Here is a 19,191-nt window from a genome sequence, read left to right as displayed (position 1 = left end):
CCTTTCACGGAGAGATCCGGGGAGGGCTGCTTGTGCTCTAGTTTATAACTCATTAATGCTTCTCAAAAGATCTTTCCTTAATTGTGCAATAGTCAAAGTCTTTTTTAGTTTGCTAATTACGGTTTCTAATTCACTTTGATCCTTAATATCGTCAATCTCATCAGCAATGGATGCAATTTTTTCAATAAGAGGGAGGGTGTCTAGCGTATTTATTGATTCGTTCGTTAAACGGTCCCTCGTCCATTCTGCAATTCTTTCCTTATGAACATTGGTAAATTCCGCTTCGCCTGTGAAAACTGATTCTCCTAAACCGAAAAATGCACTCAAGTTTTTAACTGTATGCTTTGATACACGACCTCTTTGTGCCCCTTGGGAAATATAGTTATACCACGTTCCAACAGCAACACCAGCGATTTGTTTGATTGCATCTTTGAAAGGTACTGACGTATTTTCTTGGATAATATCTTTAATTTCACGATACCTCCTAGCCACTTCCTCTTCATGACCCTCCGTTACCCAAACTGCCTGATCTCCACCTTGATTGCTCATTATTATCACCCCAATTAGTAGTCTGCCATTATATTACTATGAAACTTAAAAGGTGTAAATATAGTTCCATAATTAAATTACAATGAAAACTTTTGTTCGTTTCTGTGTGAATTACATTGCGCGTACTAATACTATTCGCTTATAATAAGAACAAACGTTCTTGTTGAGGGTGATTCCTATGGAAAGAATCAACGCTGTAATTCACAGGCGTCAGCTCAGAATGCGTTCCTGACATTCTTCAGGATCTGATCGATGCTGGATTGGTGGAGGAGACTTCAAATGACCTTATTGTATGAACATCACTTTGAGCCTGCAGTAGTTCCATTACCACCGGTTGATTCAGACGTCTTGGCTGAAATGAATGTCATTATTTACGACTCTATTCGAAAAGACTTTGCGATCGCCGTCAGCTGGCTTGATGAGTGTATTCGGCGAGAATGGGGAGTTGTTAAAGGCATCGACCCAATTGAGAACAAGATCAAGCTTGTCCGCGTTGATGGTGTGTGGTGGGTGCCCATTGAAAAAATGCTGCAGGTTGAGCGGGTGTAGCGACAATGATTCAACCTGACCAATGGCGAGAGATACTACACGAAACGATCCTATACGGCATGCTTTTTAAGGCTATTGCCCTTGATGCAGAAAGCCTTAATCAGGATCAGCTCAAAATGTCATACCGCCCAGTGATGGATACCATTTCTATATGGGCAGAGCGGAAGCATCACGAATATCGGAGCCAGTTTGGGAGGATGGGTGGCAAAATCCACGTTCAGAAAACAACCGACGGCTTTTTGTACTTGGTCCTTGTTACTGTTAAAGGTCGTCAAGAAGAATGTATTTACAATGTGGAACATTTAAAAGCTGAATGCCAGGTGAGGCTTAACAATTATCTGTACGACGCCAAGCAGAAGGCGAAGTAATTCTTGCGAAAACACGGCATCATTCAATCGGGAGATCCAGTAACGTTATGTAGGGGGTCCATCACAACATGCTCAGATGGACCCGCTTTATCGTTTTAGTCAGTCTTAATCGTCAAGATCGTTTCGAATCTCTCTGAGCCTTTGTATAGCTTCCCGTAGGGCTTCAATTGCATCTTCGAGGATTCGTTCCACTTGTCTAATTTGTTTAGCTTCATTATTGTCTTTGTGTCCCATACTCTATCCCTCCTTTACAAATTACTGGCGATTAGCAAGTGTACAAACAGAACTTGTTCTATCGCTAAAATATTGCTATGTGAAAAGTTGTCCGCCCGTGCGTTAGGGGGACAAGATTGGGTTGACAAGGTTCTAATTTTGATGCATAAGCTTAGTAAGAAGAGGATCAAATTGGATAAAATCACAGTAATCTCAAGCTAAGGGGGGAATGACATGGCAAAAGCATCCACACCAAAAAGACCGACTCGGGATGAATTTGAATTAGAAGAATTGGGGAATCAGCTTGTTGAAGCAAAAGATGATGGCGACGAAAGAGCGTTGACTGTTTGGGGAATGCCTGAGAAAGTCCGAGGGCGGATCACAGTTCTTGATTCGCGTACAAGGCTAGTTCATGTAGATGAAAACGGAACTATACGGAAAATACCATTCTTGGACATTATGAAGGTGAGTTACGAATAAAGGTACATAAGAAGATCGAGGATATGGTAAGACGATGACTGAACAGAAAAAACGGTAGCTTGTAATGCTCCCCGTTGTCAAGATACGATTTTTTGAGGAATAAGTTATGTCCTCCTTTTCGTAGTCCTAGTGTTTAGGATGCGATTTTTTCGATAGTATGGGCGTAAAATTGATCGGGTTTTGCTTCATTTAGAGATTGATGAGGGCGCTCCTGGTTATAAAATTGGACATAACGAGCTATCTCTCTGAACTCTTAACGAACTTTATCATCAATACACCATCTTGCAATTCGGCAGAATAACAATTTTCGTTTAAATTTTCAGTTGAATATTGATATTCGAGAATTGCATCTGCCATTTCTTGAGTGAATCTCCCCTTAAAATACGGTATATTTAGTTTAGTTCCAACTTGAAAATCTTCATCACAACAATTAATATCAATGTGTTCTATTATCGTTTTAACTGGATCGCTTAAATCAGCCCATTTTAAATTACATTGATTATTCACCACTTTCTTCCCCCTTAAAATTATCTTTTCATTACATCAGAAGTTAAGTCATAAAGCACATTATTATTACCCTCAAGTACGATATATCGATGATTGAATTCGTTATTTGTTTTTAGGATGCGATTTTTCTCAGTCTATGGGAGCATTATAGCTAGGATGAGAATGACGTCCTAGAATGCCGCTTGTCTTACCTCATTATTCTACTATCGAACCCAGTAGTTTAACGTAGGCTGCCGATTACCAGCAGCCTCTTTTTGTGTTTATTGTACAATCGACTCCTGTTAATTCAGTATAGTTCATAAGGAATCAATATTTAATAAACGTCTGTATTTTTCTTCTCTTTCTATTTTCAGCCTGTTCCTTTCTACATTATATAAGAGATCTAATCTCATCTTAGATGAAAAACCTGTCTCTTCAAGTACGTTTAATTCTACATTAAAAACCCAATTACTCACATTAAGGCTAGATGAGGTGGAGTGTTCGATTAGACCTGGCTCCTGCTCTGAATCTACTTGAATAAAAGAAGAACCATCTTCTAGAAAGAATTTATAACTTAGTCCATAAGCTAATATACCTAGTACCTCGCCCAAATCACTATGAGATATCTTCACGACCTCAGCAAGCACTTCCTTATCTTCAGTAGAAGCGAAACCATTTGCAAATCCTGTTCCATTGTTATTAAGATAAAAAAAGTCTTTATCACCTACGATGATCGTTTGGTCAAGGTCGTACCAATAAGGTTCCCATTTCAATTCCAATGTTAAGCCCCCTTCAAGATAATATTAAACTATCCTGCCCGTTATTTTAACGTTGCTGACGAAGTAATTACCAATTAATATTTCACGACTGATTGGTACAATTATAGTGGTGATGTTATATGGAATTTGTATACCCGATGTTGCTTGAACAGGTAGATGAACCATTCTCGGATGCTAGGTATGTCTTCGAGCCAAAAATCGACGGCCACCGTCTGATTTTATCCCGGAGAAACGGCGAGACGCGACTTTATACAAGACACAACAACGAAGTGACCTCAAAGTACCCCGAGCTAATTACGGACGGTCCTGATATCATCCTTGACGGAGAACTCGCAGTGATGGACCCAGACACAGGAATCCCTGACTTTGAGCTGACTATGCAGCGATTCCAGTCGAGAAAGTCCCGTCTGCCGATATCTTACGTAGTTTTCGATATCCTACATTATGATGGAGCTGACCTTAGAGGGCTGACTCTAATGGAGCGCAAATCTGTCCTAGACCAGGCAATAACGGATACCCCAACCATGAGTAAAATTGCGTACATCGACGGACGTGGAGAGGACTTATGGGACGCAATTGTTGATCGAAATATGGAGGGCATAGTCGCCAAGGGCAAGGATGGGAGATACCATGCAGATAAGCGGACGGATGACTTCTTAAAGATCATCAACTATAGCTATGTTGACGTTCATATTGCCGGATGGCGTAAAGGAGACTTCGGATGGTTGGCACATTACAACGGTCGACCAGCAGGCGTGATCGAACTTGGTGTTCCACCTACTCACAAGCAGGCGTTTTACGGGGTGGCGAAACAGTTAATAACTGGAGAGGATCGCGATTTCGTTTACGTGCAGCCGCAAGTAAAAGCACGTGTCAAAATGCGGAATTGGACGAAGAGCGGCATGCTGCGATCACCAGTATTTGTTGATTTCATTCTGACTGCTTAGAGCTGGTATACCAAACTGCCATTCGGTTATGATTGTACTAAGAGGTGATAGTATGTGCGGACGTTTTACGCTGGTGACAAACTTGGAGCTGTGCAATGCAAGGTTTCAAATCGAGGTTATACCTTTTGATATGCAGCCACGTTACAATATTGCACCAGGTCAATTAATCCCTGCTATTATTTCCGATCAAGGTAAGCGGCGGATTGGTCAGCTAAAATGGGGATTAGTTCCGTCTTGGGCACAGGATGAGAAGAGCGGGTACAAGATGATTAATGCACGCGCTGAGACGCTCACTGAAAAGCCAGCCTTTCGCCGGTTGTTTGAGAGGAAACGATGCATTGTACCAGCAGATGGATTTTACGAATGGGAGCAGCGTGAGTCAGGGAAACAACCGATGCGGATCATGATGAATACAGGAGAACCGTTTGCTTTTGCTGGCCTATTTGATACCTGGATGAGTCCAGAAGGTAATAAACTCCACACCTGTACAATCATCACTACCAAACCAAACGAAGTGGTCAAGGACATCCACAATCGCATGCCTGTGATATTGCGGCAACAGGACGAATCAGCATGGCTTGATCGTGAAAAGTTCGATGCTGACTTTTTTCAATCGCTGCTTGTACCATATGATCACGAACAGATGAAAGCCTACCCTGTTCCAGCAATGGTTGGCAGTCCAAAAAACGACATGCCAGAATGTATTCAAGAAATAGCTAACTCGTCCTTGTTTTAAGAGAACGGGTTTTACGAGAACTTTCCCTCATCTAAAGTGAGGGATTTTTTTGTAGGAAAAAATGGTATTTATATGGAGGTTTATCGAGTTATGACGTTGAATTATTTACAATATATGGTAAGATGCACTTATAAGGAGTGTGGTTGATTTGATTAAAACATGTCGTAATGTTTTTCTTGTAGGAATTATTTGTTCAATGGCGTTATTTGGTTGCTCCAAGATTTCTGAAACATCTGAAGATAAAACGATAAATGCTGCTCAATCTAACACTTTGGATAAAGTGAAAAATGGCCAATTAGAAGGTGTCTCAATTGGCATCGGAGCAACAAAAAAAGAGGTAATAAATAAACTGGGAAAGCCAATTGAAGGTAGAAATTCAGAGTATGGATTTAGTGCATATTATGATGGTTTTAATTTTCAATTTGAAGACTATGCCAATTCAATTGATGAAGTGAATGATAATAGTAAAGTCGTCATGATGAATGCAGAGCCAAAGACAGTTGGACTTACTGGAACACCTGAGGAAATCAAAAAAATCTTGGGAGAACCTTCTCGCGAGTTTATGGATGATGCGGGCGGAGATGCTTTTATATTGGAATATGAAAATAATGGAAATTTACTAATTCTTAAGTTTGATACAAAAGATAGTCCAGTCAAAAATATTACTCTCCGGATTAAATAAGTCAGGTATTCTGGCTTATTTTTTCTTTCATAACAAGTTCAAGACGAGGGAAATTGTCAGTCAAAGTTATAAACTCATAGCCCGAGGTATTGCCTTGTTTGGCAACAACACGGGCTAGAAAGGCTTAGTTCGAATACAGTTTCTTATCTTTAATATCAATGAATGTCTTTTTAATTACCAAAACATAATGGATATGAATGAAGGGAAGTGTTATACCCTAACTAATTATTGCTTTTTTGCTTCTGTTTTTGCTTCTCGATCTATTTCTTCCACATCTTCGTCAGTTAGATGAAACTGTTTTTTTAGGTTTGTTAAAGTTCTATCTTCAGGCTCATTACCATTCAACCACTCATTGAAAGCATCTTCCCCGATATGATCTATCAGTACTTGGTCAATGAAATACTCAGGATTGTCATAATTTTCATGGTTATGGTTGCGATGATCACTTTCATCTGATAATAGGGCAAAACGCTTGAAATCATTTGGCCAAAAATATTCTGGATTGATAGTGTCTGAGAAGTTTGGGTTCTTTTTCCCTTCATTATTTACATCAAAGTGTAAATGGTAACCCCTTCCAGCCTTTTCTCCTGGAGCTCCTGTATTCCCTGATTTACCAATTCTATCTCCTCTGCTAACAACCTCATATTTTTTAACAGAGTAGCTATCTAAATGCAGGTACCTAGTGATCAGTTTGTTTCCATTAGGGTCTTCATCGTCATGTTCAATTGTCACATACTTAATTGGGGCGCTTGTATAGATACCAACTGCGATAACCTCACCATCAGCAACTGAATAAACTGACTCTAGTTTTACGCCGATATCAATTCCTTTGTGCTTACCACCATCTGGATCTTGGTCTTTATAATTTCCAGTAATATCTTTACTAGTGGTTGGCCACCTCCACCCCAGCGAAGAGTATGGATCATCAGGAGTGGACATAGTTTTTACATCAGTGGCTTGAGCTAAAGAAGTACTACTAATACTTAGTGAAATTACTGTAGTAAGTAATCCCAAAGTAAATCGTTTCATTGATTCAGAATCCTCCCTTTTTTGTGCAAAAATGTAAATATTATACAAATTAATTCTAGCATTAATAATATAAAATTCAATATATTTTATGGTCATTTATTTTTAGATTTCTTAACGGAAGGGTGGATATTTGGTAGCGATTATGCTTTCCCCCGATCATGTACCTGTACCTTTGAAGTTCTTTCGAATGTATTGATCAGATATCAACCTCCACAATAAATGCCAATCCGCTACCAAGCGATTTGACGGGTTTTCGTTCTTCATTTAAACAAGATGATTTCTGGCCAATGTAAAAAGCCCCGGCACATAGATGCCGGAGCTGAAAGAAGGTACTGACTGTGTACTCATCGAATTCACTGAGGAACGCAGCGCAAGCTAGTCCTTTTTACAGCCGTGTAGGTGCCCATAGCTTGCCCATTATTTGCCCACATTCTTATTACAAGATATTAACGGTAATTGATGCTTAGGAAGAGAAAAGCCTGATTTATCAAGGTTTTTTAATGTGTATTTACAGGTATTTAACGCAAAAACAATTAAGTTCGAGATGGAAGGTTCTATTGGATAATTAATTGTGTAACGTGTAAATACGTGTCTGATTCGTTCAGACACGTATTTTTTATTGCACCCGATTCTAATACGTGTGGACTGCGTGGGAATGTCTGAGTGCATGAGGGGAAAGAAGGGTGATATCTACTCGGCTGCAAACCTCTTTAAAGTATTCACGTACCACATTGGTACGGAGCCAGCGGTCATCATGCTGGTGAAACATTAGATTTTTGTCAGACGTTTGATAGTTCTCGTAGCGTAAGATGATTTCATTCTGATTAATCTTATGCCTACGCATTATTTTGACTGTGAGATCGTCTAGCTTAATTGTGCGCCCGCTAGCTTGTCAATCTGTCACCTTCTAGGTCGTCCCAGGTTAATGCAAGTGCTTCTCCAATTCGAATACCAGTTCGAGCCATAAGAGTAAACAAGGCGTAATACTGCTTAGAAAGCTTATATTTAGCATTCTTTTGAGGCGTTTGGAGAGAATTGAGAAATAGGCTGAGCTGTTCTTTCGTAAAATGCTGTACACGGTTTTCTTTACTTATCTCTTTCGGAATTTTTATCCGTTGAATAGGATTTTCTCTGATGATACGAAATTCATGAACTTCATCACTTAATGGGCTGCTTGAAAATACTGTGGATGCGTCTAACTGTTCCCTCGCTATATATTTTATTAATCCACTTTTGATATTCTGTTCTGGTTATGTCCTTTAAACGGTAATTTCCCCATCGAGGCAGAATATTGATCCTGACGTTTCTTTCTTGTACTGAGTATGTGTTCGGTTTAACATTGGGCTTTTTGTAAACTTCAAGCCAATCATCGAAATACTTCGAAACAACCTCGTCCCCATTTTCCGCAAAGCCAAAGTGGTTAACTTGGATTCCTCTTCCAAAGCTGCAAGTTGTGCTTCTTTTTTTGTGCGGAAACCACCCTTGGATTTCTCTTTAAACTTGCCAGACTGCCGAATAGGCCAACCTTTACATGAGTACCATACTTTTCGATGTACCTATTAATAGCGGAGTCTAGGAATTCCTCCGTTACGCCAAGATGATCAGCGAGTTCGAATCGATTTTTGACACCTTGTTTATGGGTTTGGATAAAGGCATTGAGAGGAATAAGTTTCTCATATCCCTAGCTCCATGCCCGTTTCTCTTGTTTCCGATAGGCAATTTTCGTTTGATTTGCCCGATTGGGCCTAGAACAGGCAGGGCATGAATGCGTAGGATTCGAATTGGACCCATGGAAGCACTACCTCAGCAGGCATGTAGGCAGCGGACGCAGCGTTAACTGGCTGACGTGACCAAGATTAATTAGACGGGATTTGATGCGGTCTGGGCTTCGCCACCTTGCCAACGTTTCTCATCAGCGAGAACGCAAGGAGAACCGACATCCGAATATGCTGGCGACTTCTTGGAATGGTCCCTGTCGCTACCACACGAAATACTTTGGGTGGAGAACATAATTCCTCAAGGTAAGCTGCCTACATGGGGAATACCTTGGAACGCAGCTCAGTTTACAGAAGAGCCAATACAAAATCGAAACAGGATGATTGGCGGGAGATACGAAGCCCCAAGCGTCTTTCATGAATACAAGAAAGCATTCCCGGGTGTATGCCCGTACATTACGGCTACCGAGTACAAAGGCTGCGGCAGCGACAAACGCCGAGCGTCCCGTTTCTATGGTAGAAAGCTCACATTACAAGAATGTGCGGATCACAGGGATTTGAGATACCGAATACCTGGATTGAACCACCGGAAGGGTTTCTGTTGATGGCCAATGAGGCTAAAAGTGAAGGCTGGGAAACTGGTTTTCAATACCCGGGCTGACTGGGAGAAAAACCTTTATGAAGCGATCGGAAACGGTGTACCAGTATATATGGCAATGGCGTTTGGTGAGGTGTACAAACCGGCAGTAGCAAAGATCGCGGTTTTTAACAAAATGCTCATTATATAAAAAAGCCCATCCTATCTAGGATGGACAAGGTTGAAGGAGAATTATTCAAACACCGGACGCAAGAAACTTCGCTCGTAACTGATGATGCACTTTGTTTGCTCTGCGAGTGAGAAGGCATGTTGGCAATCTTCATCGACCAGTATTTTCTTTCGGTAATCCTCATACTCTGCCAAACTAGGAAAACTAAATAAGGCATAAGCTATATTATTAGCACCTTCATGAGGAAGGAAATAGCCATGATGCTGTCCGCCAAACTTGTTGACAAGGGGTATCCACATCTTTGCATATTCTTCAAAAACACTTACCTGATACGGATCAATAACATATTTCAAGTAACAAGTGACCATTTTTCCACTCCCTAATGGTTTTTCCTAAATCTTACTGTACATCAGTATTAGGAACAAGAGGGGATATGGTTTTACAAAATGTGTATTGTATTCATCCTGAAATCAGATTTACTTATAAAAAAAGCGAGTACACTTTCCTTTCATTCAGATCGAATCCTCAGAAATTTGTCGCAAGTGATGCTCCATATGGGCTAGATAATCGCTGATGAGCCATTGCAGTGAAACCGTATCGCCATTAGAGAGTTTGCACATGCAGTCGTATTTCTCTTCAGGGATGGTAGAAATGACTCGGATGATCGACTTGTTCAAATAAATCCATAACTGAACGATATCTTGTATCGATGCCTGTTGATAATGTTGCAAAAGAGCCCATTGGTTCTGGTCATAGCTCTCAACCGAAAAAGGCTGTTCCACTATCTGAACATTGATGAATCGGGCAAGATTATTGACAGCGGAGTCGCACAAATGCCCCAAGATTTCTTTTGGGGACCACTTGTCTGGAGCAGGACGATTAGACAATACTGTCTCAGAGACTGCAAGCCTCTGCGGCACAGCTTCAATCAACTGTGATAAACGAGAAATCACATCGTTCATGAAATCACCTCCAAATTATTACGATTAATCGTAACATAGTTTGTTTTTCTCGGAAAATTCATTATTTAGATGCCATCAATCGGCTTTTCCGAACATTTTTGCTCTCGCTATACAAAATAGTTAGGGAGGAAAGTTGAATGCACATATGCCCGAAATGCTTGGAAGAATTTGATGATGCAGATGATTTTTTCGAGTACTACACCTTGTGCGATGAAGAGGGTTCCGGATGACAGAGCAGCAGATCATTGAAACACTTGCAACGAAGGTCATGGGGTGGCACAAGGACAAGCCATACTGGTCTGAAAAGCAAGTATGGGTTAAAAGTTCAACCCAATACGACTGGATCGAGAACTGGAACCCGCTCCTAACCTAGCCGATGCGTGGCAAGTGGTGGAGAAGCTTCTGGGGACACTCCACAAGAAGCAATATGCACAGCAGCGGTGGAATTGGTCGCTTAACAAAACGGTAATTTAGAAAATGTACTCTAAGGCTGTCAGAAAAATCCCGAAAAGCAAGAGTAGCCAACCAATCACTAATGTTATGTAGGTTAAAAGCTTCCAGATTCCATACACAGAGCCTTTTCGTAAACTAATACGACTCCATAGAATCATCCATAATCCCATCAGGGTCGTTTCCTTTTGAAGGACTGGAAAAGCAACGCAAATTAATAGACCTGTGATGAAACCTAATAGTATTAATTTTAATGAGCGAGTCATATAAAGTACCTTTCGAATCCCAGATTTATGTTTCAAACACTATAAACATTAAAATGATTATTCCTTGAAGTAAATACAAAATTTAACACAACACACGATTTGTTAAATAGAAAAGGGTAGGTGGTGTATGTGAATGATAAGCTGATCGAAAAGGTATGTGAAAAGTGCCCCGCTACTCAATGGGGCAAGAAATCGATCTGTAGTGTCCACAACCTCCACGTTGGTAAAATCGAAACCTGCCCGGAGTGGGACAAATACATCATAGAGAATCAAGGTTTGCTGGATCGGAGCAGGCAGCTCGCCTTTATCAATCTCGAGCCAGCACTTGAAGTGGTGCAAAAAGTAGATGAAGAGATTAAATATTATCATTGGATGGTCAAAGAGGTAGAGCGCTTGAGAAAGGAAATTGATACGTAGCAGGACTCACTCAGCGCCAAGCGTGCGAGCGGCACCTGAACGATTTGAAAAGGCAGGGGACAGAAGAATTTCCCTTTGTCTGGAACCTAGATCAAGCCCACGAGATTATCGAGTTTGAACGCGGGAGGGGAACAAAAAAAGCCCCACCCTTTAGCATTCATTAAGGGTGGGAGTGGGAAGCGTTACCCTGCCTACGGCTCACTCTTTAGGGATTCAATCCAATCAGCATGACAGGTATCGCATAATAGTTCATCGCGATCCTGCTTACCTTGGAAAAACGTGATTTGGCGGATGCTGTCGGTTTCACGTTCACAGTAATAACAGCGATATTTCCCCAATTCGTTCCCTCCTTGAAGAGTTTTCAAGAGTAACGATAAATATCTTCCCCATCTAAGTTGTTATCTAACACACTAAGTAATTTTCAAGTTAACAAAAGCTCAATTATGATAAATGAGGGATAAAAAGGGAAACTCGATAAACTTGAGTCTAACTAAATGCTTAATAGGGCACCTGACAAATGTGATCACAAATCTCGTGAGATCTCCACCGACGGCAACGATAGTAACACTCTTCATCCAATCGTACTCTTGGTCGTATATAGGGGAGACATATCGTTTCACAATCTTCTTGAGGCGGACTTACACGTCTACATTCAGTCATACATTCGTCATAGTTACTAGGAGGTTGACGAAATTCAACCAATCGACCATTTACTTTCTTGAAAGACTTAGATTTTTTCTTTTTCAAAAAATATCACCGCCTTATAAGGATCTAAGACAGTGTACTAAGTGAATTATCCTTTTGATTGGACAGATGTTCTTGGTTAGCCAAATTGGACGTAATGGTATCAGGACGGTCATCCTCGTGGGATGAGAGCTAGTTATGAGTGAGGTACTGTCGATAGTTTATAAGGTCGTGAAAAATCAGCGATTAAACAAAGTGCGTAATAAAAAAAGACTTTTAATAAAAGTCTCTCGGGTTCGAATCGCATTTAATTTTTAATGGCTTAAACCATTTTTTCAAGAATGAACGTGTATCTTTGATTGTCAAAGCAACATCGCCTTTTTGGATATCGATGTACAGGCTATAACCACAATCAGACTTAGACTCAATTGGAATCAAGTCAATGAATCCGTTAAGTTCTTTTACTACTGCCGTTACTCTATCAATTTGTGGCTTGGTTACGTCGCTTACTACCATCAAAAATTGTCGCTTCAATAATACACCCCATAGTTTTTAGTTGTAATTCATTATAACACACAGAGAGTATCAGGGGGAAAAGGTCAGCAGGCAGCTTGTCGACCAGAGTTGAAACGAAAGACATAGGTGTCGATGATTTATCAAAATAGTTAAAGTGTGAAATATCTTGGAAGGGATGGATATAAAAATGGAGATGATGAGTGGTTACAAAATTATTACTCATTTGGTGGTCCGAAAAACCTGAATGAAATACTTGAGTTTTTTAAGCAATGGGCAGAGAGCTAATAAACTTTTGACTGGGTTGTATTTAACAAAATGGTAATTCAATAAACTAGCGGTCGTTCAAAAGTGTGATTATGATCGACACTACAATGCTCAACGCTAGTGATGCGACTAGATCCTGATCCCGCGTGGTTTTAGCGAATATGCTCCATTTTTGACCCAAGAAGCTAAAAAATCTGGCTATTAGAAACATTGAAATGAACAAAGTAACAGCCAAACCAAGCATGATCTCACCTCAACGAAAGAAAAGTAATTTAGTTCCAATTCTCTCAAAGAATATTCATTAACACAACACACGATTTGGGAAAACAAGAACAAGGCCCTCAGAAAAATCGGGGGCTTTTTTTGTGCGAGTTGAAACGTGTACATTCCCTCTACACAATGATAAAATGTTCGTATATACAAGCTAACGCTGCCTAACATCAACGAAGTATGCCTACGTATCCAGGCATGCTTTTTTCGGGCGAGCACAATCATTTCACAAAGATGCAGTTGCTCTTCTATGAGCAGGCAACCGTAGAGGTTTTCATACTTTTTGGAGCGGGGTTACACATATGATAGTGGTAAAGCAATTAATGGATCATTGCCACCGCTTTTTTGGGAGTCAAGGCGAGCTGTATCAATCCGAGGATGCGGATATCCTTATTGCCGTCTATCCGGCTACGCGCAAACGAGGATGGTGGACGTACGCCACACTTGAGCTGCACAAGATGGTGGCAACGGAGTACCTCGTCTATTCCTATCAGTTTGAGCAGAGAATGATTACGCATTTGGCAAGAGTAGCGGCCCAGGTAATTCGTCAGTGGGAGAGTCAAACGACCCGCATGGAGTCTGGGAGCGTCTTTTCGCTCGGGGATACAATCGTGGAAAAATCGGTTTTGAATCATATGGTACTGACCCCTGCCTATTATGAAGAGGCTGGACTTGAATATTATACAAACGGCAAGGACGTAATCAGGTTCATGATGCTTCATGCAATCGCGGATTCTGAAGCAAAGTTTTTGGAACAATATGGACTTATGGCATTACAGGAATGGTTAGCGCACTCCGGTGTCGATTCCCTGAATGTTACGCGTACGCCTGCCATCTGAGAAGGGAGCGAGCGAAATGTCAGCGATTCGCTTGAGAGTCACCGTAGTAGTGGAACACGAAGGGAAAGTCCTCCTCATCCGTGAGCAGACACAACGAGGCATCTTTTACAACCTGCCAGGTGGAATCGTAGAATATTTGGAAGCGATTCCAGACGCGGCGAAAAGAGAAGTGATGGAAGAGACCGGGCTCCTCGTGGAAATGGAGCGATTGATCTGGATAGACGATCGGATTGATCAGGAAGGGAACGGCAAGCATACAGTCGGAGTGGGAGTTCTGGCGAAGCTCGTCGGTGAAGAGACAAACCCTACGCCAGGTGGTATCGTCGATGAAGAAATTGAATGGGCTGGCTGGGTTACGCTAGACGAGTGGAAACAACTGCCGAACGACCACAAAACACGCCCGGATCAAGTCAAGCAAGTCTTATCTGATCCCACTTATCAACCAATGTACTTGGGAAATATGCTGAGCCAAGCAGAATAAACACAAGAACACCGCCCTTTTCCTAGTGAAGAGGAGCGGTGTTTTTACTTACGCTTTTTGCTGTACGGAAGCTTTTCTTCCTTTTGCGACAGCCAATACGACAATGACAGCCGAGAGAACAGCACCGAGTGTCAATGGCTCTGACAGGATGAGCCACGCTGCGATGATCGATAAAAAGGGTTGAAGGTATTGAATTTGACTGACCTTAGAGACGCCGCCGATTGCCAGGCCGTGATACCAAGCGAAAAAACCGAGAAACATACTGACCACGCTGATATAGCCAAAACCGATCCAGACAGGCCAAGTGGCTTGCTTTAATTCAGCGAGTAGAGGACCCGCCAGCGGAACGACGAGAAAAGGAAAGGCGAAGATCAGCGACCAACTGATGACCTGCCAACCACCCATCGTCTTGGAGAGCTCACCGCCGACCGCGTATCCAATCGCAGCACTGATGACCGCGCCGAGCAAGGCTAGATCCGCCCATTGGAGGGCACCAAAGCCAGAACTGATTGCATAGGCGATAATCGTTACACAGGCGATCGCACTCGAAATCCAATACTTTCGGGTAGGGCGTTCTCCTGAAAAAAATATCGCCGCGCCTGCCGTAGCCAATGGCAATAGTGCAATGATGACTGCGCCGTGCGTAGCAGGCACTCTCTCCATCGCCCATGACGAGAAAAACGGGAAGCCCGCTACTACGCCGGCAGATACGAGCAACAGTTTCTTGGTCTCTTGCCAGGTAGGAAACGGTACTCGTTTGATGCTGAGCACCAAAGCAGCCAGTACAGCCGCGATCAACGCTCGTCCCAACCCTGCCGAGAGGGGAGAGAGCACGGTAACAACCACCTTCGTTGCGGGCAAGGTCAAGCTGAAGCTAAGCACCCCGATGAAGCCATACAGCAAGCCCGTTTTCTCTGTATGCAGCTGCTCAGGAGTGGTTGACTGCTCTTTTTGTACGTCCTGCTTCTCGATAGGAAGCTGTCCGCTCATCTTAAATCCCATCCTTTGTTGAATAAAAGTTTCTGTTGTTTCATCTTAGAGGCGAACGATCATGAAAGGTAGAGCCAATTGGCAGCAGGAGCAGTAAGCCAATTTGTCGAAAGTGAGGAAAACAGCAAGTATGGAGGACGGATCAGGATGGAATGGAAGCCCGACAAAGACGCGGTAGTTCCGATCTATATGCAAATCGCCAAAGAGCTGGAACGACAGATTGTGCTAGGAGTGCTGCCCCCTGGTACATCCCTGCCGCCGGAAAGAGTGTTGGCACGGCGCTTTGGCGTCAATCGTGGGACGGTATCGGCAGCGTACGAAGAATTGCGAGCCAAAGGTATTTTACAATCGTGGCAAGGGAGCGGTACTTGGGTCAGTCGTGATCTGTGGGGCGTCAAACAAATGCCAAACTGGTATACCTACACCAATGGCGGTGCCTTCTTGCCAGCCTATCCACTCGCGAAACGAATTCAGGATGCGTGCTTCGATTCCTCAATCATCAATCTGGCAAAGGCTGAATTGGCAACGACGATGATCCCGTCATTGACCCCAACGCAGCCGGGAGAAGAAAACGAGATCAACCTTGAGCTGGGCTACGCGCATCCAAAGGGGGAGCCGCGTCTGCGCGAGGCACTGGCTGTGCATTTGCACGAAAACTACGGCATTCACGCTTCTCCCGACGAAATTTTGGTGACGTCAGGAGCACAGCAGGCACTGCATCTCATTACACTATGTCTCTTGAATCCCGGAGACGCAATCGCAATGGAGGGACCCTCTTATTCGTATTCTCTTCCCTTATTCAGTTCAGCTGGCCTGCGTTTATTTCGCTTGCCGATGGATGAGGAGGGTATTGTACCCGAGGCTGTTTACGACTTGCAGCGAGAGCATCGCATTCGTATGGTTTTCGCGAACCCGACCTATCATAATCCAACAGGGACGATATTGAGCGAGGCACGGCGAGCCCAGTTGCTCGATATTTGTCAGGAGCTGCGCTTGCCACTAGTAGAAGACGACGCTTATGGTGCGTTGACACTGGCTGGAAGCCCTAGACCGCCAAAGCCGATCAAAGCCATCGACAAGACAGGTGGTGTTCTGTATGTCGGGAGCCTTTCGAAAACGATTGCGCCAGGCCTGCGGATTGGCTGGCTGGTAGGACCAAGATCAGTCGTAGAAAGACTGGCCGATGCCAAGCAGCAAATGGACTTTGGCACGAGCAGCGTCTCCCAGCAATTCGCCCGGCAATTTGTTGAGAGAGAGAGCTGGAACAATCAGCAGGAGCGAATGTCTCGTTACTTAATGGAGCAGCAACAAACGATGATACGCGCTATGCACGATAATCTCACCGATTACGCCGTATGGAATGAGCCGGGTGGCAGCTATCATATTTGGTGTAGGTTGCTTGCTCCCAGGGACGAAAAGGAATTGCTGGATGACGCCATTAGGGAAGGTGTCGTATTTACACCTGGCAGCGTCTATGGAGCGGAAGCAGGCTGGATGCGATTGACCTATTCGTGGGAGTGCCCGGAAAATATCGAGGAAGGAATTCGCCGCATCCAAAGAGTCCTTCAGCAAAAAAAGTGATAAGAAAAGGGATTATTTCCTTATTTATGAAACTAATTCCCACCTCACTCGTATGCACTATAGAGGCAATTTTAGAAAGGGGGGACAGTCGTGGACGTACTTGAAACCGTCTACATGGTCTGCCTTGTACTTGGCCTAATCTACACGGTCATCTCGTTGTTGTTTGGCGATACGCTCTCGGATTGGCTGGGACATCTGCATCTGCCTTTTGCACAGCCCATTTTGCTGGTGAGCGGCATGACTGCCTTTGGTGGAGCCGGGTATTTGCTATCTCGATACACTTCTCTTGGTGCTCTTGTCGTGTTGATGCTGGCTGCTGTCATCGGCGTCGCTTTGGCGCTTGTCTCGTACTTCCTGTGGGTAAAGCCGATGAGCCATGCGGAAAATTCAACGAGCTATTCCATGAGTCAACTAGGAGGAAAGCTGGGGGAAGTCGGGACGACGATCCCTGCAGAAGGACTGGGAGAAGTGCTGCTGCCGATGATTAGTGGAACCACTTACCATATGGCGGCGAGTCTTGAGGGGGAGATTATCCCGCAAGGAACCCGTGTTGTCGTGGTCGAGGTGCGTGACCATGTCTTGTATGTGATCCCCTTTTACACTGAATCTGGCGAAGGAGATGAGAAATGATGGTAGATCCCGGTATTTTGACGATAGTAGGTGTTGTCGTCGCAGTCTTTCTCGTTTTGGGTATTGCCTTTTGGGCCCGTTACAAAACAGTGGGTGCAGATGAAGCCATGATCGTAACAGGTAGCTATCTTGGCTCGAAAAACGTACTCAGTGACGAATCCGGACGCAAGATGAAGATCGTCCGCGGAGGCGGCGCATTTATCCTCCCTATTTTTCAACAAGCAAACTTTCTGAGTCTTCTGTCTCATAAGCTGGACGTATCCACTCCTGAGGTATATACCGAGCAGGGTGTTCCTGTCATGGCAGATGGCGTAGCGATCATCAAGGTAGGTGGTTCGATTGAAGATATCGCGACCGCATCCGAGCAATTTATGGGCAAGAGTGACGAGGCACTGCGCGGCGAAGCACAGGAAGTACTCGAAGGCTACTTGCGGGCAATTCTCGGCAGTATGACGGTAGAGGAAATTTACAAGAACCGTGAGCGATTCGCTCAAGAGGTGCAAGCGGTAGCGACGAAGGATTTGAAGAAAATGGGGCTGTCCGTCGTCAGCTTCACGATCAAGGATGTCCGAGACAAAAACGGTTATTTAGCTGCCCTTGGAATACCGCAAATCGCTGCAGTGAAGCGCGATGCGACCATCTCGCAGGCTGATGCGGACAAAGAAGCGCGGATCAAGCAGGCACAGGCAGAGGAAGAGGCACGCAAGGCAGAGCTGCTGAAGGAAACGAACATTGCCGAAGCAGAAAAGGAAAAAGAACTGAAGGTAGCGGCATTTAAGCAAGAGCAGGACAAAGCGAAGGCGAGTGCGGACCAAGCCTACAAGCTGCAAGAAGCTGTCGCCAAGCAGCAGGTTACAGAAGAAGAGATGAAGGTCGATCTCGTCCGCAAGCAGAAAGAAATCGAGCTGGAGGAAAAAGAAATTCTTCGCCGCGAAAAGCAATATGATGCGGAAGTGAAGAAAAAGGCCGACGCCGACCGCTACTCTGTGGAACAGGCGGCAGAAGCGGAAAAAGCGAAGAAGCTGAGAGAAGCAGACGCGATCAAGTACCGCATTGAAGCGGAAGCAAAAGCAAATGCCGAGCAGAAGCGTCTGGAAGGTTTGGCGATTGCCGAGGCTGAAAAAGCACGTGGTAGCGCTGAGGCAGAAGTCACGCGCCTCAAGCTAGAAGCAGAGGCAGAAGGGAAAGAGAAGCTGGCTGAAGCATATGAAAAATTCGGTCATGCGGCAGTACTCGATATTATTGCGAAAATGCTCCCTGAGCTGGCTGAGAAAATTGCTGAGCCAATGAAGGCGATCGACAAGGTAACGATCGTGGATGCAGGAGGCGGTCAGGGAGATGGCGTCAATCGTCTGAGCGGGAATGTTACGAAGCTGATGGCCCAACTGCCAGAGATGCTGAAAGATGTATCCGGTTTGGATATGAATAAGATGATCTCAGACTTTATGCAAAAGGGTGGTACTGTACCCACACAGCAACAGCCTGTACCCGTAAAAGTTCAGGTAGAGACGGATTCTGTTTTGGAGAACGAAAAGAAATAA

The 19,191-nt window shown here is 43.7% G+C and carries 24 protein-coding genes and 1 pseudogene; 14 read left to right on the top strand and 11 right to left on the bottom strand.

Going from position 1 to position 19,191, the window contains the following annotated elements; all coding sequences use genetic code 11:
• Window positions 1–42 precede the first annotated feature (42 nt).
• Window positions 43–549, bottom strand: coding sequence for a hypothetical protein (locus ACKKE8_RS26430; protein ID WP_409175634.1), 507 nt, complete (start codon window positions 547–549; stop codon window positions 43–45).
• A 279-nt stretch (window positions 550–828) separates the two neighbouring features.
• On the opposite strand from ACKKE8_RS26430, the gene ACKKE8_RS26425 reads away from it, so the two are divergent.
• Window positions 829–1,098 (top strand): hypothetical protein, encoded by a 270-nt coding sequence (locus ACKKE8_RS26425; protein WP_409175633.1) that lies wholly within the window; start codon window positions 829–831, stop codon window positions 1,096–1,098.
• Window positions 1,099–1,103: 5 nt separating this feature from the next.
• Window positions 1,104–1,466 (top strand): hypothetical protein, encoded by a 363-nt coding sequence (locus ACKKE8_RS26420; RefSeq protein WP_409175632.1) that lies wholly within the window; start codon window positions 1,104–1,106, stop codon window positions 1,464–1,466.
• 105 nt (window positions 1,467–1,571) lie between these two features.
• Here the strand turns inward: ACKKE8_RS26420 and ACKKE8_RS26415 are convergent, their stop codons facing one another.
• A complete protein-coding gene (locus ACKKE8_RS26415; protein WP_409175631.1) occupies window positions 1,572–1,700 on the bottom strand; it encodes a hypothetical protein in 129 nt (42 codons plus the stop codon).
• A 213-nt stretch (window positions 1,701–1,913) separates the two neighbouring features.
• On the opposite strand from ACKKE8_RS26415, the gene ACKKE8_RS26410 reads away from it, so the two are divergent.
• Window positions 1,914–2,159 carry a hypothetical protein gene (locus ACKKE8_RS26410; RefSeq protein ID WP_409175630.1) on the top strand — a complete coding sequence of 82 codons (246 nt, stop codon included), beginning with the start codon at window positions 1,914–1,916 and terminating at the stop codon, window positions 2,157–2,159.
• 237 nt (window positions 2,160–2,396) lie between these two features.
• Here ACKKE8_RS26410 and ACKKE8_RS26405 read toward each other — a convergent pair whose 3' ends face one another.
• Together ACKKE8_RS26405 and ACKKE8_RS26400 are read right to left on the bottom strand one after the other, a co-directional pair.
• The gene (locus ACKKE8_RS26405; protein WP_020477524.1) at window positions 2,397–2,666 is read right to left on the bottom strand and encodes a hypothetical protein; all 270 of its coding nucleotides are present in this window, start codon (window positions 2,664–2,666) and stop codon (window positions 2,397–2,399) included.
• A 296-nt stretch (window positions 2,667–2,962) separates the two neighbouring features.
• The gene (locus ACKKE8_RS26400) at window positions 2,963–3,424 is read right to left on the bottom strand and encodes a hypothetical protein (protein WP_409175629.1); all 462 of its coding nucleotides are present in this window, start codon (window positions 3,422–3,424) and stop codon (window positions 2,963–2,965) included.
• A gap of 119 nt (window positions 3,425–3,543) precedes the next feature.
• On the opposite strand from ACKKE8_RS26400, the gene ACKKE8_RS26395 reads away from it, so the two are divergent.
• The 3 genes from ACKKE8_RS26395 (at window position 3,544) to ACKKE8_RS26385 (ending at window position 5,789) form a co-directional block, all read left to right on the top strand.
• Window positions 3,544–4,371: an ATP-dependent DNA ligase gene (locus ACKKE8_RS26395; RefSeq protein WP_409175628.1), complete on the top strand. Its 828-nt coding sequence runs from the start codon at window positions 3,544–3,546 to the stop codon at window positions 4,369–4,371.
• Between the two features lie 52 nt (window positions 4,372–4,423).
• On the top strand, window positions 4,424–5,107 hold the full coding sequence (locus ACKKE8_RS26390; protein WP_409175627.1) for an SOS response-associated peptidase: 684 nt from the start codon (window positions 4,424–4,426) through the stop codon (window positions 5,105–5,107).
• 139 nt (window positions 5,108–5,246) lie between these two features.
• Window positions 5,247–5,789, top strand: coding sequence for a DUF4309 domain-containing protein (locus ACKKE8_RS26385; RefSeq protein ID WP_409175626.1), 543 nt, complete (start codon window positions 5,247–5,249; stop codon window positions 5,787–5,789).
• A gap of 225 nt (window positions 5,790–6,014) precedes the next feature.
• On the opposite strand, the gene ACKKE8_RS26380 is transcribed toward ACKKE8_RS26385, so the two are convergent.
• From ACKKE8_RS26380 to ACKKE8_RS26370, 3 genes and pseudogenes are all read right to left on the bottom strand, one after another.
• Complete coding sequence (locus tag ACKKE8_RS26380) at window positions 6,015–6,818, bottom strand: M23 family metallopeptidase (RefSeq protein WP_409175625.1); 804 nt, start codon at window positions 6,816–6,818, stop codon at window positions 6,015–6,017.
• Window positions 6,819–7,976: 1,158 nt separating this feature from the next.
• Window positions 7,977–8,249: an N-terminal phage integrase SAM-like domain-containing protein gene (locus ACKKE8_RS26375; protein WP_409179202.1), complete on the bottom strand. Its 273-nt coding sequence runs from the start codon at window positions 8,247–8,249 to the stop codon at window positions 7,977–7,979.
• A gap of 35 nt (window positions 8,250–8,284) precedes the next feature.
• A pseudogene (locus tag ACKKE8_RS26370) lies at window positions 8,285–8,335 on the bottom strand (hypothetical protein); the annotation flags it as partial.
• 821 nt (window positions 8,336–9,156) lie between these two features.
• On the opposite strand from ACKKE8_RS26370, the gene ACKKE8_RS26365 reads away from it, so the two are divergent.
• Entirely contained in the window at window positions 9,157–9,321 is a 165-nt protein-coding gene (locus tag ACKKE8_RS26365; RefSeq protein WP_409175624.1) for a hypothetical protein, read from the top strand.
• Between the two features lie 41 nt (window positions 9,322–9,362).
• Here ACKKE8_RS26365 and ACKKE8_RS26360 read toward each other — a convergent pair whose 3' ends face one another.
• Entirely contained in the window at window positions 9,363–9,668 is a 306-nt protein-coding gene (locus tag ACKKE8_RS26360) for an NIPSNAP family protein (RefSeq protein ID WP_409175623.1), read from the bottom strand.
• Window positions 9,669–9,812: 144 nt separating this feature from the next.
• A complete protein-coding gene (locus tag ACKKE8_RS26355; protein ID WP_409175622.1) occupies window positions 9,813–10,262 on the bottom strand; it encodes a DinB family protein in 450 nt (149 codons plus the stop codon).
• A gap of 226 nt (window positions 10,263–10,488) precedes the next feature.
• Between ACKKE8_RS26355 and ACKKE8_RS26350 the strand changes: the two genes are divergently transcribed.
• Both ACKKE8_RS26350 and ACKKE8_RS26345 read left to right on the top strand, forming a co-directional pair.
• Complete coding sequence (locus tag ACKKE8_RS26350) at window positions 10,489–10,635, top strand: hypothetical protein (protein ID WP_409175621.1); 147 nt, start codon at window positions 10,489–10,491, stop codon at window positions 10,633–10,635.
• Between the two features lie 472 nt (window positions 10,636–11,107).
• A complete protein-coding gene (locus ACKKE8_RS26345) occupies window positions 11,108–11,395 on the top strand; it encodes a hypothetical protein (RefSeq protein ID WP_409175620.1) in 288 nt (95 codons plus the stop codon).
• A 960-nt stretch (window positions 11,396–12,355) separates the two neighbouring features.
• Here ACKKE8_RS26345 and ACKKE8_RS26340 read toward each other — a convergent pair.
• Window positions 12,356–12,613, bottom strand: coding sequence for a hypothetical protein (locus tag ACKKE8_RS26340; protein ID WP_409175619.1), 258 nt, complete (start codon window positions 12,611–12,613; stop codon window positions 12,356–12,358).
• Window positions 12,614–13,431: 818 nt separating this feature from the next.
• On the opposite strand from ACKKE8_RS26340, the gene ACKKE8_RS26335 reads away from it, so the two are divergent.
• The gene (locus ACKKE8_RS26335; RefSeq protein ID WP_409175618.1) at window positions 13,432–13,968 is read left to right on the top strand and encodes a suppressor of fused domain protein; all 537 of its coding nucleotides are present in this window, start codon (window positions 13,432–13,434) and stop codon (window positions 13,966–13,968) included.
• A gap of 16 nt (window positions 13,969–13,984) precedes the next feature.
• Complete coding sequence (locus ACKKE8_RS26330) at window positions 13,985–14,449, top strand: NUDIX domain-containing protein (protein ID WP_409175617.1); 465 nt, start codon at window positions 13,985–13,987, stop codon at window positions 14,447–14,449.
• Window positions 14,450–14,497: 48 nt separating this feature from the next.
• Here ACKKE8_RS26330 and ACKKE8_RS26325 read toward each other — a convergent pair whose 3' ends face one another.
• On the bottom strand, window positions 14,498–15,439 hold the full coding sequence (locus ACKKE8_RS26325) for a DMT family transporter (RefSeq protein ID WP_409175616.1): 942 nt from the start codon (window positions 15,437–15,439) through the stop codon (window positions 14,498–14,500).
• A gap of 147 nt (window positions 15,440–15,586) precedes the next feature.
• On the opposite strand from ACKKE8_RS26325, the gene ACKKE8_RS26320 reads away from it, so the two are divergent.
• The 3 genes from ACKKE8_RS26320 to ACKKE8_RS26310 all read left to right on the top strand — a co-directional run bounded on the left by ACKKE8_RS26320 (window position 15,587) and on the right by ACKKE8_RS26310 (window position 19,191).
• A complete protein-coding gene (locus tag ACKKE8_RS26320; RefSeq protein ID WP_409175615.1) occupies window positions 15,587–17,020 on the top strand; it encodes a PLP-dependent aminotransferase family protein in 1,434 nt (477 codons plus the stop codon).
• Between the two features lie 90 nt (window positions 17,021–17,110).
• Window positions 17,111–17,650: an NfeD family protein gene (locus ACKKE8_RS26315; protein ID WP_409175614.1), complete on the top strand. Its 540-nt coding sequence runs from the start codon at window positions 17,111–17,113 to the stop codon at window positions 17,648–17,650.
• On the top strand, window positions 17,650–19,191 hold the full coding sequence (locus tag ACKKE8_RS26310) for an SPFH domain-containing protein (protein ID WP_409179201.1): 1,542 nt from the start codon (window positions 17,650–17,652) through the stop codon (window positions 19,189–19,191). The genes ACKKE8_RS26315 and ACKKE8_RS26310 overlap by 1 nt, the downstream gene beginning before the upstream one ends.

The sequence above is a fragment of the Brevibacillus fortis genome (assembly GCF_046196545.1).
GTDB lineage: Bacteria > Bacillota > Bacilli > Brevibacillales > Brevibacillaceae > Brevibacillus > Brevibacillus fortis_A.
This window is presented reverse-complemented; position numbering and strand designations above follow the sequence as displayed.

Coding starts and splice junctions, on each gene's coding strand:
- ACKKE8_RS26430 (WP_409175634.1), bottom strand. CDS start 549: ATGAGCAATCAAGGTGGAGATCAGGCAGTTTGGGTAACGGAGGGTCAT.
- ACKKE8_RS26425 (WP_409175633.1), top strand. CDS start 829: ATGACCTTATTGTATGAACATCACTTTGAGCCTGCAGTAGTTCCATTA.
- ACKKE8_RS26420 (WP_409175632.1), top strand. CDS start 1,104: ATGATTCAACCTGACCAATGGCGAGAGATACTACACGAAACGATCCTA.
- ACKKE8_RS26415 (WP_409175631.1), bottom strand. CDS start 1,700: ATGGGACACAAAGACAATAATGAAGCTAAACAAATTAGACAAGTGGAA.
- ACKKE8_RS26410 (WP_409175630.1), top strand. CDS start 1,914: ATGGCAAAAGCATCCACACCAAAAAGACCGACTCGGGATGAATTTGAA.
- ACKKE8_RS26395 (WP_409175628.1), top strand. CDS start 3,544: ATGGAATTTGTATACCCGATGTTGCTTGAACAGGTAGATGAACCATTC.
- ACKKE8_RS26390 (WP_409175627.1), top strand. CDS start 4,424: ATGTGCGGACGTTTTACGCTGGTGACAAACTTGGAGCTGTGCAATGCA.
- ACKKE8_RS26380 (WP_409175625.1), bottom strand. CDS start 6,818: ATGAAACGATTTACTTTGGGATTACTTACTACAGTAATTTCACTAAGT.
- ACKKE8_RS26360 (WP_409175623.1), bottom strand. CDS start 9,668: ATGGTCACTTGTTACTTGAAATATGTTATTGATCCGTATCAGGTAAGT.
- ACKKE8_RS26355 (WP_409175622.1), bottom strand. CDS start 10,262: ATGAACGATGTGATTTCTCGTTTATCACAGTTGATTGAAGCTGTGCCG.
- ACKKE8_RS26350 (WP_409175621.1), top strand. CDS start 10,489: ATGACAGAGCAGCAGATCATTGAAACACTTGCAACGAAGGTCATGGGG.
- ACKKE8_RS26335 (WP_409175618.1), top strand. CDS start 13,432: ATGATAGTGGTAAAGCAATTAATGGATCATTGCCACCGCTTTTTTGGG.
- ACKKE8_RS26330 (WP_409175617.1), top strand. CDS start 13,985: ATGTCAGCGATTCGCTTGAGAGTCACCGTAGTAGTGGAACACGAAGGG.
- ACKKE8_RS26325 (WP_409175616.1), bottom strand. CDS start 15,439: ATGAGCGGACAGCTTCCTATCGAGAAGCAGGACGTACAAAAAGAGCAG.
- ACKKE8_RS26320 (WP_409175615.1), top strand. CDS start 15,587: ATGGAATGGAAGCCCGACAAAGACGCGGTAGTTCCGATCTATATGCAA.
- ACKKE8_RS26310 (WP_409179201.1), top strand. CDS start 17,650: ATGGTAGATCCCGGTATTTTGACGATAGTAGGTGTTGTCGTCGCAGTC.